Consider the following 15,377-nt stretch of genomic DNA (forward strand, 5'->3'; position numbering starts at 1 on the left):
GGCGGGTGGCTGTGCGGCACAGTCGTCGTCCTGACGCTGAGGTGATCGTCTACAGCCGGGCCGAGTGGGTGGCGTTCGTCGGCGGTGTCAAGGACGGCGAGTTCGACTTCCCGGGCTGATGGCACGTCGTTGTGGGGTCGGACCCGAATGGGTGAGAGGGGGCTGTTCCTTTCCTGAAACGGCCCTCTCCCTTTCTCCTGCCCGGCCTCAGATCGGAGGGAAGCGACCGTAGTATTCGCCGAGTCCTTTACGGTAGGCGGCGTCGTCGTAAGTGGTCTTGGTCTCCTCGAACTCCGGAGCCTCCTTGATCTCGTCCTTGGTGCGGGCGACGTAGACCTTGTGCTCCTGGTGGTCGATGCGGGTTACGGTTCCAGCGGGCAGTACGACCTTTCTGCCGAAGAGCCAGAAGCCGATGTCGACGACGATGTAGCTGTCGCCGGCCACGTTGCTCTCCTCGTCGACAGAGCCGATCTTGCCGTCGGTGGCCTCCACATCGAAGCCGATCACGCTCAGGCTCTCGTCACCGAAGACGCCGGGGCGGTAGGTCCACAGGTTCTCGGGCGGCATCTCACATCTCCTCGCTGACCATGGGTTCTGGCAGAAGGTGGATTCCCCGGCTCGGAGATGACGAAGGGGGTGGAGCACTTTATGATCAAGAAAGAAGCGGCCCGCAGAGGGTAAAGAAGCCCGCCTCCGGGGTGGAGAGTGTCCTCCGAATCGCTGGCACTGCCCGCCGCACTTCTCCCGGCCCGCGCCTTCCCCGGCGGAAGCGGGCCGCGACGAGCCGGATGGCGGTCTGCCTGGCAGCGCTGTTCGCGGTGGTGTTCGCGATGACGGCCCCCCACATCGACGACGCCCTCCTCGACGAGAAGCCGTCGCCTCCGGGGTGCGAGGTGACGGCGTAGCGGGTTCGGGACGGGTGTCGGGTCAGGCCGTGGTGGAAGGCGGATCGGTGAACACATGACGGAGGGACCGTTCCGTGTCCGAAGGGTCCCCCCGTCGATGGGGCCGGTGTCGTGACGGGGAACGTTCACCGGGCTGGGCGCCGTTCATCGGCGCCGATCCGCTCCGCTTCACCGCTCGCCGTACCGGCGCTACGAGGGGCACGAACACGGTGAGGGCGGATGGGGTGGTGAGGGTGGGTGAGGTGGTGAGGGTAGATGGGGTGGTGAAGGTGGGTGCGGTGAGGTGGGTGGATGGATGGGGGATGGGGGGAGCGGTCGCGGTGAGGTGGGTGAGCGTGGTGGAGGTGGGTGGGGGCGTGTCAGATGATGGGGAAACGGTCGTAGTAGCCGCTGAGGTCGGCTCGGTAGGCGGGCTCCCTGTAGGTGGTCTCGTCGAACTCCGGGGCCTGCTTGATCTCGTCCTTGGTACGGGCGACGTAGACCTTGCGCTCCTGGGCGTCGATGCGGGTGACGGTTCCGGCGGGCAGGACGACCTTCTTGCCGAAGATCCAGAAACCGGTGTCGACGACGACATAGCTGTCGCCGGCCACGTTGCTCTCCTCCTCCACCGAGCCGATCTTGCCGTCGGTGGCCTCGACGTCGAAGCCGATCACACTCAGGCTCTCGTCGCCGAAGACGCCGCCACGGTAGGTCCACGGGTTCTCGATCGTCACTTCGGATCTCCTCGCTGATCATGGGTTCGGGCAAGGAGGTGGGCTACCCGGTCCGACCGGGATAAACGGCTCCGGAGAGCGTTTTCCCGCGGGAGACCGCTCCGGGCCCCGGCCGCCGTCCGGCCGGATCCGCGAGGCGGTGAGGCGGCGAGGTCGGGTGGTGAAGTCAGGCGGTGAGGTCAGGCGGCGGCGAACAGGGGCTCGTCGCGCCTGACGAGGGCGGCGTAGCGGCCGTCGGCGGCCAGCAACTCGTCGTGGGTGCCGCGCTCGACGACGTGGCCGTGGTCGAGGACCACGATCTGGTCGGCGTCGCGGATCGTGGACAGCCGGTGGGCGATCGTGATGGTGGTACGGCCCCGCGACAGGGAGTCCAGGGCCTCCTGGACCGCTCGCTCGGTCTGGGTGTCCAGGGCGCTGGTGGCCTCGTCGAGGATCAGCACGGGCGGGTTGCGCAGCAGCGTGCGCGCGATGGCCAGGCGCTGCTTCTCGCCGCCCGAGAAGCGGTAGCCGCGCTCGCCGACCATGGTGTCGTAGCCGTCGGGCAGCGACATGATGTGGTCGTGGATGCGGGCGGCGCGGGCGGCCTCGGCCAGCTCGGCGTCGGTGGCCGACGGTTTGGCGAAGCGGAGGTTGTCGGCGATGGAGGCGTGGAACAGGTAGGTCTCCTGGGAGACCACACCGACCGTCTCGGCCAGCGTCTCGAAGGTCAGCTCGCGCACGTCCACGCCGTCGACGGTGACCCGGCCGCCGGTCACGTCGTACAGGCGGGGGAGCAGGTAGCTCAGCGTGGTCTTGCCCGAGCCGGTCTCGCCGACCACCGCCATGGTCGTGCCCGCCGGGACGGTGAGGTCCACGTCCGACAGCGTCAGGGCCTCGCCGTACTCGGAGTCTTCGGTCTGTCCGGGACTCTCGGGGCTTTCGGGGCTTTCGGTGCTTTCGGGGGAGCGGCGCGGGCCGTACGAGAAGTCCACGTGCTCGAAGCGGACCTCGCCTCGCACGTCCGTCAGCGTCCGGTGGCCGGGGTGGATGTCCACCGTCAGGTCGAGATACTCGAAGATCCGGGCGAACAGGGCCAGGGAGCTCTGCACGTCGACGCCGAGCCGCAGCAGCGAGACGGCCGGCCGGAACAGGCTCATCTGCAGGGTGGTGAAGGCGACGACGGTGCCGATGGAGACCACGGAGGTGAGCCCGGTGGCCCAGTAGATCACCGCGGGCATGGCCGCCATGATGATCTGGATGGTCGACTGCCGCCAGCGCCCGGCCATGCTGGAGCGGACCTCCAGGTCGGCCAGTTCGTCGGAGGCGGCGCGGAAGCGCCGGGTGAGCTCGGAGGTCTGGCCCATCGTACGGCCCAGCAGGATCCCGCTGATCGACAGCGACTCCTGGACCGTCGAGGAGAGGGCGGCCAGCTTCCGCTGCCGCTCCGAGGTGATCTTCCTGCGCTCGCGGCCGACCCTGCGGCTGATCCCCACGAAGACGGGCAGCAGGAGCAGTGAGACCGCGGTCAGCCGCCAGTCGAGCACGACCATCGCGATGATCGTCGCCACCACGGTGGTCAGGTTGGAGACGATCGAGGCGGCGGTGGAGGTGACCACCGACTGCATGCCGCCGATGTCGTTGGCGATGCGCGACTGCACCTCGCCGGTGCGGGTGCGGGTGAAGAAGGCCAGCGACATGCGCTGCAGGTGACCGTAGACGGCGGTGCGCAGATCGTGCATGACGCGCTGGCCCACGGTGTTGGAGATCAGCGTCTGGACGACGTCGAGCGCGCTGGTGGTGACGGCGACCGTGACCATGCCGAGCGCCAGCAACGTCAGCAGGCCGGTCCGGCCATGGGGGATGGCGTCGTCGAGCACCTCGCGCAGCATGAACGGCGAGGCCAGCGAGACGAGGGAGGACAGGGCGATGAGGGCGCCCACCAGGGCCAGGCGGCTCCGGTAGGGGCGGAACAGGGCGACGATGCGCCGCAGCGGTGCCCGGGGTTCGTCGGTCATACCGGTTTTTTCGGGAGGGGTGCTTCTTCGGGTTCGCTCAGTCATGCAACCTCTTTCTGATGCTAGCTCAAACAGAGGTTAGCTCATATTCATTCCCGCAGACAATGAGATAAGTTCGGGGGGTGGAGACGGAACTGGCTGAGCTGCTGCGCGGTGTCAGCCATCGACTGCGCCGGGGATACGGCGAGCGGTTCGGCCCGCTCGGCCTCACCCCGGGCCAGGTGCGGGCACTGCGGGTGATCGCCGAGGCCGAGCCGCCGCTCAGGATGGTCCAGCTCGCCGAGACGCTCAGGATCGTGCCGCGCTCGGTGACCCCGGTCGTGGACGCCCTGGAGGAGGCGGCCCTGGTGCGGCGCGAGGTCGATCCGGCCAACCGCAGATCCACCCTCCTGGTGCTGACCCCGGAGGGCAGGGCGCGTTACGAACAGGTCCGCGAGGCCCGCAGGCAGGCGGCGGAGGAACTGTTCTCCGTGCTCACCCCGCAGCAGCGGGAACAGCTCAGGAATCTGCTGAGCCTGGTGGAGAGCGGCTCCGCCTGAGGTCCGGGCCGTGCCCGCCGGAGGATGCGCCTGGCGGCGGGCACGGGTGTCCGTCTACCGGCAGACGAGGCCGGTACCCGGCTGCGGGCCGCAGGGGCCCTGGTTGCCGCCGCCGTCGACCACCTGTCCCTGCTTGCCCCAGATCAGGAATCCGCCGTTGCCCCTGCCGGTGTTGCGGGCGAGGGGGATCGGGGCGGCCGGATCCGGATCGGGGCCGGGGGCGGGACCCTTGGGAACGGTGTAGGTGAAGACGTGGATGCCCCCCTGGACGGGGTTGCCTCCGTGGTCGGTCTGCCCGTTGGGCGCGTAGCCGTTGTGCCGCAGGATGTTGTCGGCGATCGGGTAGGGGTTGGGGGTGGGGGAGGAGTTCTCGATGAGCATCCCCGCCGTGCTGTTGTCGGCGAAGAGGTTCCCGCGCACGATCAGGTTGTGGAACCGGTTGCCGGAGACCAGTCCGATCCCGTTGTTCCTGAAGACGTTGTTCTCGATCGTGTTCGGGGTGTGGTCGGTCTTGTCCACCCACAGGGGCGCGTAGCTGTTCCTGAAGACGTTGTCGCTGAAGAGGTTGTTGCTGGAGTCGGCGCCCAGGGTCACCGAGAAGTCGTCGAAGACGTTGCCGGTGAAGACGCCGTCCTGGGCGGAGGAGAGCATCAGGCTGCCGCCGTCGCCCAGCCTGCTGGACCGCACCGACACCCGCTCGACGATGGTGGTGATCGAGCCGCGCACGGTGCAGTGGTCGACCGTCAGGGTGGTGAAGCGGAAGTATCCGCCGTCCATCAGGCAGGTGGCCGGTGACCCGGTGACGGTCATCGAGCCGTCGTACTCGCCGACCAGCCTCGTCCCCGTCGCCCGCACCCGCGAGAGGGTCACGGTCGCTCCCTGTGCGGCGCGCACGCCCGCGTCGCCGAACCCGGTGACCGTGCCGTTCCTGACGGTCACCCCCTTGTGCCCGATCACGCTGACACCGGTCGAGAAGCCGGTGCCGCCGCCGGAGAGGGTGTGCCCGCCGAGGTTGACGGTCACGTCGTCCGCGCCGACGGTCAGCCCGTCGCCCGGGCAGCTCAGGTCGGCGGTCAGGGTGACGCTGGAGGTCAGCACGTCACCGCAGCCCACCGCCGCGTTCGTCCCGGCCTGTACGGCCGTCGCCGCGACGAATGTCATAAAAGCGGATAAAACAGCCACAAAGGCTCCGCGTGTCGCACGCGGGCGGCATAATGTCGTTTTTGTCACGCTTTCGGCGGTCATTTCGCTCCCGGCTCCTTGGTGAGGTCCTTCGGTTCTCCGTTCGATCGCCCCCGGACGTCTCCCGGAACGGGGAGCCGCCGCCCCAGGATGCCGGGAAAACGGTGCGGCGAAAAGCCCCGGAACCAATGGCCCGGTAAGGGGAGCAGGCGGGGAGCCGGCACAGCGGCGGGTGTGGATGCCGGTCAGGTGGGGGCGAGGGCCGGGATCGGGTAGGGGCGAGGGCCGGGAGGCGCGGGCCGTCAGGCCAGGCGGCGCGCCTCGCCGTTCCCGGCCTCTCCCGTGTTCTCCGCGCCTCTCGTGGCGCCCGCGCCCTTTCCGGTGTGCCAGCGGGGGCGGCCGCCGACGAAGGCGGCCACGCAGCGGCCGGGGCCTTCGTGGAGCAGCGCGGTGTACGCGGTCCGCGCGTCGGCCTCCACGTCGAAGACGGCGAAGTCGGCGCGGCCGCCCTGGCTCAGGCAGCCGATGCGGTGCGGGCCCTCGGCCATGCCCAGAGCCCGTGCCCCGCCCGCCGTCACCGCCTCGACCAGGATCCGGTCGAGGTCGTGGCGCTCATGGGGAGAGTCGCCGTGGCTGAGCGCGCGGGCGACGGCCAGCGGGTCGCCGCCGGTCCTGGTGCCGAACGCGATCAGGTTTCCGCTGTCCAGCAGGCCCTCCGCGGCGAAGCGGGAGGAGATCGCCACCACCGTGTTCCGGATCCGCAGGAGCTTGCGGTCGCTCTCGTCGAGCGGGCCGGAGACGGCCACGTGGCAGCCGTAGCCGAGGGCCCCCACCTCGTCGAGGAACGCGATGGGGTGACGGCCAGGCTCGATGTGGAGCCGGAGGCCGAAGGTGCGCGACAGGATGGCCAGGTCCTCCATGACCATCGGGTCGGGGGAGTGGGCGGCGATGCCGACGGCTCCCGGATGGTCCACCTCGCGGATGGCGGTGATCAGCTGATCCCGTCCCTCGCGCTCCCAGCGGGCCTCGTCCTCGCAGCGCGTCTCCAGGTAGGTGACGCCGCCCAGGCCGGTCTCGCCGAGCGCGGAGGCGGTGTCCAGGTCGGCGGCCACGCCCGCGACCGCGGTGACGCCGTGGGCGAAGGGCGGGGTGAAGGCCCGGTCGAGCCGCAGATGCGCGTCGATCAGTCCAGGCGTGATCATGCCGGGCCATCGGACGGGAGCGACGTGAGGGTGAGCCGCCTCGACCTCACGGAAAGACCCGACCTGGAGCACGCGGGCGCCCCTGATCGCGATGGCACCGTTCTCAACGGGCGGCCCGGAGATCGGGAGCACGAGCGGTGCACTGTGCACGGCGACCGTTGGGAGCGCACGCGCGCCGATGGGGTGACCCGCGCGCGTGGACATAGACACTCCTGTCTGTTTGTCCCATTAGAGAGATTAAGTGTATCTGCCCGGTGATCTCAAATGTCGCGTCGGTGAGACGGGAGGCGGGACACCGGTGAATCACTTTTCTACACCTGTCAGATGACCTTCCTACAGAAGACGATTGATCGACGCTAAAACGATCTATAGCGTCATTTGTCGTGACTCGTCCCCCCAGGTTACTGAAAGCGCTGATCGCGGCTGTCGTGCTGATCCCGATCGGACTCGCCTCAGCCCCCGCCACCGCGGCCCCGGCTCCCGACCCCGAGTATCCCTGGCGCCTCGACCACTGGCCCCAGACCCAGCCGTGGCAGCAGGACGAACCCGCGGACGCCGCCCTGCGCGGCAAGCCCGGCGGGCCGTCCCCCATCGATCCGCAGAACTGGAAGAACCCGGACCACATGACGTGGGCCGACTACAAGAAGCCGCCGGGCACCAACTGGGCCGACCCCGCGGTCAAGGGCTCCAAGCGGACCTTCCGCGGCGCGCTCGTCCTGCTCGACTATCCCGGCCAGCCGTTCGTCGTCACCCAGCCCAAGGGTTCGACGGTCTTCAAGAACCCCAGCGCCGAGGCACACGACATCCCCCGCGACAAGGTCGCCCAGTTCTACAAGGACTTCCTCAACACCCCGAACCAGCTCAACCGGGGGCACACCATCCACGAGTACTGGATGGAGGACTCCGGAGGCCGGTACGGCGTCGACCTGACCGCCTTCGGCCCCTATCAGATGCCGGGCAAGGCCCACGAGTACGGCATGGAGTTCCAGGCGGGCACCGGTTGCCCCGCCGGGGACAAGTGCGACAGGAACATCAGGACCGACGGGCGGGCCGCCTGGACCGCCGCCGCGGGCCAGGAGGTTCCCGCGGGGTTCGACTTCGTCTTCTACCTGAGCGCGGGCCAGGACGAGTCGGCCACCTGGCAGGAGTTCGGGTCGATCAAGTTCCCGGTGAAGGAGGACGTGACCGACGACTTCGGGCCGCCGGACCCCGCCCTGCCCAACTGGGCCAGGACGCGCTACGTGGAGTGGACCTCCTGGGCGTCGGCCGCCTCCATCTGGCCGAACGCGGGGGGCGGGTCGTCGACCCAGGCGGAGAGCTCGGGCCAGGGCGTCTACGCCCACGAGTTCAGTCACATCCTGGGCATCGGCGACAACTACAACAACCCGTTCGGGGTGCCGCCGCGCCGCGACTACACCGGCCCCTGGGAGATGCTCAGCAGGGGCAGCTTCAACGGCCCCGGCGGTCCGCACAGCCGCTGGCTGATCCCGCCGACCTCCGGCGGCTCCATGGGCGCCCAGCACATGCTCCGCAACAAGATCAAGCTTGAGATGGTGGACGAGCGGAACGTGCTGCGCCTGTCCCGCGAGGCTCTGGCCCAGTCGGGGCTCGTCGTGGCCAGGGTGACCGCGCGGTCCGTCCAGCCGGGCCCCGCCGACCTGTCCGGGATCAACATCGCCTTCGGCGACGGCGACCGGAGCCCCGCCTGCGACGCCACGAAGGACCCGTTCTGCGACGGCGGCGGCTACAACAACTACACCGTCGAGGTCGTCGACCGGATGGGCGCCGACTCCTTCGCCCCCGACTCCGGTGTGCTGCTGGCCAAGACCAAGAACGTCGACAGCGCGCCCTTCGAGTGGGTCGTCGACGCCAACCCGCAGGACATCGGGATGACCGACTACGTCCTGCCCGACGGCACCGCCGTGCCCATCGTGCTCGGCGACTACCGCCAGCTGTCGGACGCGCTGTTCCACGCGGGCGGCGACTCGGGCTCCGAGTTCGAGTATGTGGACCAGGCCAACCGGCTCCACTTCTACGTCCTCGACGTACGGCGGGACCGCAAGGGAATCCTGTCCTACACGGTGGCGATCCGCTCCCTGGACGGCGCCGGGCCGCAGAAGCGCGGGGTGAGGCTGCTGCCGGGCGCGGGAGTCCCCACGCAGAAGGGCCTGTCGACCTGCCGCTTCCCGCTGTTCAACACCGGCAGGGGCGCTCCCGCCCAGGGGCAGCACCCCGAGGACGTGAGCGCCTACCTCGACGGTGACGTCTACCGTCTGTCCGCGACCGTCGAGGGCAGGGGCTGGACCGCCTCGCTGCCCAACCGGCTCGCGACCGCGGACTTCGGCGAGCAGACGCTCGTGGCCGTCAACGCCCAGCGTGCCTCGGGAGGCAGCCGCCTGGCCAAGGTCACGCTGACCGCGACCTCCGAGAGCGACCCGTCCAAGACCGCCAGGACGACCTGCCATGTGGTCGGCCTCTGAGAGCCGGTTCTGCGCGGGCCGGTTCTGTGAGGGCTGGTTCTGTGAGGACCCTGTGAGAACCGGCCCGTGACGACCCCGCGCGTCCGCGAAGGACGGCGGGGAGCGTGAGAGGCGTCGGTCCTCTCCCCGGGGCGATCGCCCCGGGGAGAGGACCCGGCCGGAGACCTCCCGCCGGGTTTCCGCCCTTCCCATTTCCGTCCCTACATGGGTTTTCGGCCTTCCCTCGGTTCTTCTGTCGCCTTTGGAACCCTCCGGCCGCCGCCGGAAGATGGTGTAATGAGGCCACGAAAAGCGCTTTTAGCGAAAAATCGCCCTAACGGTTGATCGGTGGCTTCACCAGGCGCCGCTGTCGGCCGGCTGTCTGGTTGAATCGAAGTCGAGATTGAGACAACACGTCGGCTGAGTCGGGGTCCGCGGACGTGCCATGGTTCTCTCCGGAGGGTGTGGATGCCCGGGCCGCCGAACGTGCCTGATCATCGTGATTCCAGATCACCGCTGCGGCGGAGAAGATGGGCGACCTCGGTCGTGATGGGGACCGCCGCCGCGGTGGTCAGCGTTCTGACGACCTCGGTGGACTTCCTGCCCGTCCCGGTGCAGGGCAAGTTCACCATCACCGTGGTCGCCGGCCTGCTGGTGGGAGTGATCGCCTGGGCGACCAACGGTCCCCGGCGGGAGGAACCCGGCGTGGGCGACGGGACGCCCTGGCGGCCCCCCGACCAGTGGCCGCCGGTCCCCGCGCACTTCACCGGGCGGGTCGAGGCGCTGGCCGACCTGCGCCAGATGTTCGCCGACCGCCACCGTTCCCGCGCCGGTGCCGAGGACGCCTCGCCGCTGGTCGTCTCGGTGTACGGCAGGGGCGGGGTCGGCAAGTCCGCACTGATCGCCCGCTTCGGCCACGAGGTCGCGGACCGTTTCCCCGACGGGCGCCTCTACGCCGACCTGCGCGGCGCGGTCGACGCCCCGGTCCGCCCGGAGGAGGTGCTGACCGGCTTCCTGAGGGCGCTGGGGGTGCGGCTGACCACGGACCCCGGCGGCCTGAGCGAGCTGCGCAAGCTCTGGCTCACCTGGACCAAGGGCAGGCGCATCCTGATCGGCCTGGACAACGCCCAGGACGGCGACCAGGTCAAGGAGCTGATCCCGGCCGCCCCCGGATGCGTGGTCATGATCACCTCTCGGCAGCCGCTGTTCCTGCTCAACACCTACGACAAACAGCTGTCGGTGTTCAGCGCGGCGCAGGGCGTCGAACTGCTCGCCCGGCTGGCCGGAGGCGATCGGGTCGCCGCCGATCCGGAGTCGGCCGAGGAGATCGTCCGGATGTGCGACCACCTCCCGCTGGCCATCAGCATCTGCGGCGGGCGCCTGGCCACCAGGGAGAACTGGACCCTGCGCGAGCTGGCCGGCCGTCTCAAGGACGAGCGCCGCCGCCTGGACCAGCTCGAACTCGCCCCCAGGCTGGACAAGAGCGTGCGGGCCTCGCTCCAGCTGAGCTACGACGACTGCACCGGCATCCAGCGGCGCCTGCTGCGCATGCTCAGCCTGCTCACCGCCCCCGACGTACCCGGCTGGGTGCCGGGGGAACTGCTGGCCATCTCCGAGCCGGAGGGGGCCGACCAGCTCGAGGCGCTCATCGACACCCAGCTCGCCGAGTCCTCCGGCGTCGACTTCTCCGGTGCGATGCGCTACCGGCTGCACGACCTGGTCCGGATCTTCGCCCGCGAGGTGACGCTCCTCCACGACGACGACGCCCCCCGCAGGGCGGCCATCGAACGGGTCCTGTCCGGATACCGCCGCCGCACGGAGGCGGCCGCCGTCGCCCGATGGCCGCAGGACTGGGGCCGTAGCGGCAGGAGGACGGACACCTCGGTGACGGTGGCGCGGGAGCAGGCGTCGGCGGCCGACTGGCTCAACGCCGAGCGCCTCACCCTGGTCGCGGTGATCCACCAGGCGAGGAGCCTGGAGATGTGGGAGCTGACCTGGAGCCTGGGCCGGGCCTTCTGCTCGCTGTGCCACTCGCTGCGGGCCTACTGGACCGACTGGCGGGCGGTCGCCGAGATCGTGTGCGAGGCCGCCGCCCACATGGACGACCGGAGCCGTGCTCTGGGCATCGCGCTGCTGGACCGGTCCGCGGTGGCCGGAGGGCAGGGCGGTCACAGCGACGCCAGGGCGGACGCCGGGCGGGCGCTGGAGATCTTCACCCGCCTGGGGGAGTCCTGGTGGGCCGCGCGGGCGATGCGCGCGGTCGGCATGAGCCTCTTCAACGACGGAAACCTCGACCTGGCCCAGGGCTACCTGATCGACGCGATCGCCGCCTTCAAGGGGGAGGAGGACCGGTGGTGGTCGGCCAGGAGCCAGCGCAACCTCGCCGAGCTGCGGCTCGCCCAGCGCAGGCCCGAGGAGGCCAGGGAACTGCTGGAGGAGGCGCTGGCGGTCTTCCAGCACGACCGTAACCGTTACTCCGAGGCGCAGACCCTGCGCGCCTACGGCGAGGTGCTCGGCGCGACCGCGCGGGCGCTGCAGGCCCAGGGGGAGACCAGGAGCGCCGCGGAGACTTTCACCCGGGCCGGGTTCAGCCTCGACAGGGCCGCGGAGATGTTCCGGCTCAGGGGGGAGCTCTGGGAGGAGGCCAGGTGCCTGCGCGCGGCCGGGGAGGTCGGCAACCCCGCCAACGGGCTGCGCGAGCTGACCTACGTACGGCGGGCCACGGAGATGCTGGTCGCCCTGGGCGACTCCTGGGGGGTCGCCAGGGCCGAGCTGACGGCGGGACGCGCCCACGGCAGGCTGGGCCGTACCCGGGAGGCGCAGCAGTCGCTGCGGCGGGCCGTCGGCCGTTTCGAGGAGCTGGGCGACCGCTGGTGGATGGCGAGGAGCCTGCGCCACCTCGGCGAGACGTACCTGGAGGCGGGCGATCGGGAGGCGGCGCTGGCGCTGCTCAGGCAGGCCCAGGACATCTACCGCAGCCTCGGCAACGAGGCGGGGGTGGGCCGCACGCTGGAACTCCTGCGCCGGGCGGAGGCGTGACGGGAGCGGGCCGCGCGGTGGACCTCCCGCGCGTGACGCGGGCCTGAGGGGAACGGGCGGCGTGGCGGGATCCCGCGTGGGTGAGCACGGCGACGGAAGGGGAGGCGCGTCCGGCTCCCGTAGCGGGCGGGGCGCGACCGAGAAACTCCCGGGCAGGGAGAAAAAGGGGAAAACGGTAAACCGGCGGGTGCGTGGTATCGGCCGGCGATCGTGCGCTGTGAGGCGCGGGCGGGGAAACTCTCCTGGCGGAGGGAATCCCGGCCGGGAAAGCGGGCTTGGAAGGGAGGTTTGCGGAAAAGCGGCATGGTGGAAAAGGACGTCATAGAAGAGGCATCACTATTTGCGACAAGGGGCACCAAATGTTCACTGCGCGGCCATAGCGCGACGTATAAGCTCGTCAGCGATGAACGATCTGATGCGATGGATTGATCTTGAAGGTGCCGTCAACGTACGAGACTTGGGCGGGCTCGCGACGGTGGACGGCGGAACCACACGCTTCGGCCGGGTCTACCGGTCGGACAACCTGCAGGGGCTGACGGCGCGCGACGTCGAGCTGCTCGTCGGGGAGCTCAGGCTCCGCCACGTCGTCGACCTGCGCTCGGTGGCCGAGGTGTCCCTGGAGGGGCCCGGCCCGCTCACCGCCGTTCCCGAGGTGAACATCCACCACCTCACCCTGTTCGCCGAAGGGGGCCGGAACACCGACGTCGACGCCGACACGATCGACGCCGACAGGGTGCTGCCCTGGCAGGAGATGGACGAGGAGATCCTCGCCGAGCTTCGGGTGACCGGCTTCTACTACGGCTATCTCCGCGACCGGCCCGACTCGGTCCTGGCCGCGCTGCGGGCCATGACCCGCAACGACGGCGCCGCCATCGTCCACTGCGCGGCGGGCAAGGACCGCACCGGCGTCGTCAGCGCCCTGGCCCTGGAGGTCGCCGGGGTGACCCGGGAGGCGATCGTCGCCGACTACGTCGCCACCGGCGACCGCCTGGAGGGCATCCTGACGCGCCTGCGCGCCAGCCCCACCTACCGGGACGACCTCGACTCCCGCCCGTCCGACGACCACCGGCCGCGCGCGGAGTACATCGAGCAGTTCCTGGGCGTCCTCGACGACCGCTTCGGCGGTCCGCTGCCGTGGCTCGCCGCCCAGGGCTGGACGGAGACGGACTCCCGCCTCCTGCGCTCCCGGCTGCGCGACTGACCCCGCGGCCCGCCCGGGCCGTGCCCTGACAGGGTCTCCACAGCGCCTCCACACTGCCTCAACAGGGCCTCGGTGGTGCCTCGGTGGTGCCTCCGCGGCACCTCCGCGGTGCCGTCGCGGCGCTCAGAGCGTGACGACCCGGCCCTCGGCGGCCGAACGACGGGCGGCTTCGAGGACGGTGAGGACCTCGGCCACCTCCTCCGGGTCGACCGGAGGAGGGGCACCCTCGCGCAGGCTCGCCACGACGCCCCGGTAGAAGTCGAGGTAGGCGCCCGGTTCGGTGCGGACCGGGCGGGCGGTCTCGTCGGTGCCCAGGGTGCCCCACCGCTCGCGCGGCTCCTCGCCGAAACCGGGGGAGCCGGGGTCGAGGCCCGCGCGCAGGCGCTCCTCCTGGATGTCGAGGCCGTCCTTCAGATAGCCCGCCCGCGAGCCCAGCACCCGGAAGCGGGGGCCGAGGCGGGGAGTGACCGCGCTCGCCCACAGGTGGGAGCGGGCGCCGTCCGCGTGTGTGAGGGCGACGAAGGTGTCGTCGTCGGAGGCGATCCCCGGACGGCGGGCGTCGCGCTCGGCGTAGACGTGGGTGACGGGGCCCAGCAGGCGCAGCGCCTGGTCGACCAGATGGCTGCCGAGATCGTAGAGGATGCCGCCGACCTCCTCGGCGCCTCCCGCCTCCCGCCAGCCGCCCTTCGGGGTCGGGCGCCACCGCTCGAACCTGGACTCCAGGCGGTTCACCGTGCCCAGCTCCCCGGAGGACAGCAGCCGCCGGATCGTGAGGAAGTCACCGTCCCAGCGGCGGTTCTGGAACACGGTCAGCATCAGGCCGCGCTCGCGCGCCAGCGCCGCCAGGCCCCTGGCCTCCCCGGCCGTGGCGGCCAGTGGCTTGTCGACCACGACCGGCAGACCCGCCCGCAGAGCGGCCTCGGCCAGCGGGACGTGCGTGCGGTTGGGGGAGGCGACCACCACCAGATCGCTGGAGTCCCACAGCTCTCCGGCGTCGCCGACCGCCCGCGCGCCGTACTTCTCCTCGACCTCGGCGGCACGCTCGGCGGCGCGCGTCACCACGGCGGACAGGCGCAGTCCCGGGGTCGCGGCGATCAGCGGGGCGTGGAAGAACGCCCCGGCCACGCCGTACCCGATGAGTCCGACGCGCAGCTCGCCCGTCGCGCCGCCCCCCACCGGGGCGTCATTCACCGCGGCGCTCGTCGCGTTCGGCGAGGAACGCCTCGAACTGGGCGGCGAGTTCGTCGCCGGTGGGCATCTCGGAGGGCTCGGCGATCAGGTTCTGGCGCTCGGCGCCCGCGGCGAAGGCGTCGTACTGCTGCTCCAGCCCGGTGATGGCGGTCGACAGCTCCTCCGAGGCCTCGATCTGCTCGGCGATCTCGGTGTCGGTCCTGCCGGCCGCCTCGCGCAGGCTCTCCAGCGGGAACACCAGCCCGGTGCTCCTGGTGACCGCCTCCAGCGCCGTCACGGCCGCCGCGGGGTACTCCGCCTGGGCGAGGTAGTGCGGGACGTGCACGGCGTAGCCCAGGGCGTCGCGCCCCTTGGCTCCGAGCCGGAACTCGATCAGCGCGGCCACGCTTCCCGGCACCTGCACCTTGCCGAAGGCGCTCGTCTGGCCGGCGACCAGCTCGGGACGGCTGGCGTGCCCGGTGATCCCCAGCGGACGCGTGTGCGGGACGGCCATCGGGATGCCGTGGACGGTCACCAGCTTGCCGACGCCGAACCCGGCGGCCAGCGCGTCCAGGGCCGCGGTGAACAGCTCCCACTCGCGGTCCGGCTCGGGGCCGGTGAGCAGCAGGAACGGCGTCCCCGTCGTGTCGTGGACCAGGTGCAGGGCGAGCTCGGGGCTCTCCACGCCCACCCACCGGTCGGTGTCGAAGGTCATGATCGGCCGCCGGGACCGGTAGTCGAGCAGGCGGTCCACGTCGAATGTCGCCACCACGTGGTGCTCCAGCTCGTCCAGCAGGTGGCCGACGGCCAGTCGTCCGGCACCGCCCGCATCCACGAATCCGTCGAAGTGGTAGAGCAGCACCGGATCGGTCAGCTCAGGGACGTCTCCACTGAGCCGGTAGAGATCCGTCGGGTCGAACACCGTCTCCAGCCTTTCGTCGGTCGTCTCTCCACAACATGAACCCCTGGGCCG

Annotated in this window: 12 protein-coding genes; 5 read left to right on the forward strand and 7 right to left on the reverse strand. The window is 70.6% G+C overall.

All coding sequences use genetic code 11. The features are described 5' to 3' along the window. Positions 1-119 (forward strand): DUF397 domain-containing protein (locus AB0N02_RS42000; RefSeq protein WP_363959452.1); only part of this gene is annotated, 119 nt, incomplete at its 5' end. A gap of 88 nt (positions 120-207) precedes the next feature. On the opposite strand, the gene AB0N02_RS42005 is transcribed toward AB0N02_RS42000, so the two are convergent. From AB0N02_RS42005 to AB0N02_RS42015, 3 genes are all read right to left on the reverse strand, one after another. Further along, positions 208-567, reverse strand: coding sequence for a PRC-barrel domain containing protein (locus AB0N02_RS42005; RefSeq protein WP_363959309.1), 360 nt, complete (start codon positions 565-567; stop codon positions 208-210). A 697-nt stretch (positions 568-1,264) separates the two neighbouring features. Next, on the reverse strand, positions 1,265-1,618 hold the full coding sequence (locus tag AB0N02_RS42010) for a PRC-barrel domain containing protein (protein WP_363959312.1): 354 nt from the start codon (positions 1,616-1,618) through the stop codon (positions 1,265-1,267). Positions 1,619-1,797: 179 nt separating this feature from the next. Then, positions 1,798-3,612: an ABC transporter ATP-binding protein gene (locus tag AB0N02_RS42015; RefSeq protein ID WP_363959315.1), complete on the reverse strand. Its 1,815-nt coding sequence runs from the start codon at positions 3,610-3,612 to the stop codon at positions 1,798-1,800. 122 nt (positions 3,613-3,734) lie between these two features. On the opposite strand from AB0N02_RS42015, the gene AB0N02_RS42020 reads away from it, so the two are divergent. Further along, positions 3,735-4,151 carry a MarR family transcriptional regulator gene (locus AB0N02_RS42020; RefSeq protein WP_363959318.1) on the forward strand — a complete coding sequence of 139 codons (417 nt, stop codon included), beginning with the start codon at positions 3,735-3,737 and terminating at the stop codon, positions 4,149-4,151. A gap of 54 nt (positions 4,152-4,205) precedes the next feature. Here the strand turns inward: AB0N02_RS42020 and AB0N02_RS42025 are convergent, their stop codons facing one another. Both AB0N02_RS42025 and AB0N02_RS42030 read right to left on the reverse strand, forming a co-directional pair. Then, positions 4,206-5,312, reverse strand: a complete 1,107-nt coding sequence (locus tag AB0N02_RS42025; RefSeq protein WP_363959321.1) for a right-handed parallel beta-helix repeat-containing protein — start codon at positions 5,310-5,312, stop codon at positions 4,206-4,208. A 323-nt stretch (positions 5,313-5,635) separates the two neighbouring features. Then, the gene (locus tag AB0N02_RS42030; RefSeq protein ID WP_363959324.1) at positions 5,636-6,535 is read right to left on the reverse strand and encodes an amidohydrolase family protein; all 900 of its coding nucleotides are present in this window, start codon (positions 6,533-6,535) and stop codon (positions 5,636-5,638) included. Between the two features lie 428 nt (positions 6,536-6,963). Between AB0N02_RS42030 and AB0N02_RS42035 the strand changes: the two genes are divergently transcribed. From AB0N02_RS42035 to AB0N02_RS42045, 3 genes are all read left to right on the forward strand, one after another. Then, positions 6,964-9,015 carry a M6 family metalloprotease domain-containing protein gene (locus AB0N02_RS42035; RefSeq protein ID WP_363959328.1) on the forward strand — a complete coding sequence of 684 codons (2,052 nt, stop codon included), beginning with the start codon at positions 6,964-6,966 and terminating at the stop codon, positions 9,013-9,015. A gap of 528 nt (positions 9,016-9,543) precedes the next feature. Then, a complete protein-coding gene (locus AB0N02_RS42040) occupies positions 9,544-12,033 on the forward strand; it encodes a tetratricopeptide repeat protein (protein ID WP_363959331.1) in 2,490 nt (829 codons plus the stop codon). Positions 12,034-12,448: 415 nt separating this feature from the next. Then, positions 12,449-13,234, forward strand: coding sequence for a tyrosine-protein phosphatase (locus AB0N02_RS42045; protein WP_363959455.1), 786 nt, complete (start codon positions 12,449-12,451; stop codon positions 13,232-13,234). A gap of 123 nt (positions 13,235-13,357) precedes the next feature. Here AB0N02_RS42045 and AB0N02_RS42050 read toward each other — a convergent pair whose 3' ends face one another. Next, a complete protein-coding gene (locus AB0N02_RS42050; RefSeq protein ID WP_363959334.1) occupies positions 13,358-14,425 on the reverse strand; it encodes a Gfo/Idh/MocA family oxidoreductase in 1,068 nt (355 codons plus the stop codon). Further along, positions 14,418-15,326 carry a PAC2 family protein gene (locus tag AB0N02_RS42055; RefSeq protein ID WP_363959337.1) on the reverse strand — a complete coding sequence of 303 codons (909 nt, stop codon included), beginning with the start codon at positions 15,324-15,326 and terminating at the stop codon, positions 14,418-14,420. Before AB0N02_RS42055 ends, AB0N02_RS42050 begins: the two co-directional genes overlap by 8 nt. Positions 15,327-15,377 lie beyond the last annotated feature (51 nt).

It is taken from the genome of Streptosporangium sp. NPDC051022 (assembly GCF_040683035.1).
Taxonomy (GTDB): Bacteria; Actinomycetota; Actinomycetes; order Streptosporangiales; family Streptosporangiaceae; genus Streptosporangium.

What these genes read in the sequence shown, in the direction of transcription:
- AB0N02_RS42005 (WP_363959309.1), bottom strand. Translation starts at nt 567, where the DNA reads ATGCCGCCCGAGAACCTGTGGACCTACCGCCCCGGCGTCTTCGGTGAC.
- AB0N02_RS42015 (WP_363959315.1), bottom strand. Translation starts at nt 3,612, where the DNA reads ATGACCGACGAACCCCGGGCACCGCTGCGGCGCATCGTCGCCCTGTTC.
- AB0N02_RS42025 (WP_363959321.1), bottom strand. Translation starts at nt 5,312, where the DNA reads ATGACATTCGTCGCGGCGACGGCCGTACAGGCCGGGACGAACGCGGCG.
- AB0N02_RS42030 (WP_363959324.1), bottom strand. Translation starts at nt 6,535, where the DNA reads ATGATCACGCCTGGACTGATCGACGCGCATCTGCGGCTCGACCGGGCC.
- AB0N02_RS42040 (WP_363959331.1), top strand. Translation starts at nt 9,544, where the DNA reads ATGGGGACCGCCGCCGCGGTGGTCAGCGTTCTGACGACCTCGGTGGAC.
- AB0N02_RS42045 (WP_363959455.1), top strand. Translation starts at nt 12,449, where the DNA reads ATGCGATGGATTGATCTTGAAGGTGCCGTCAACGTACGAGACTTGGGC.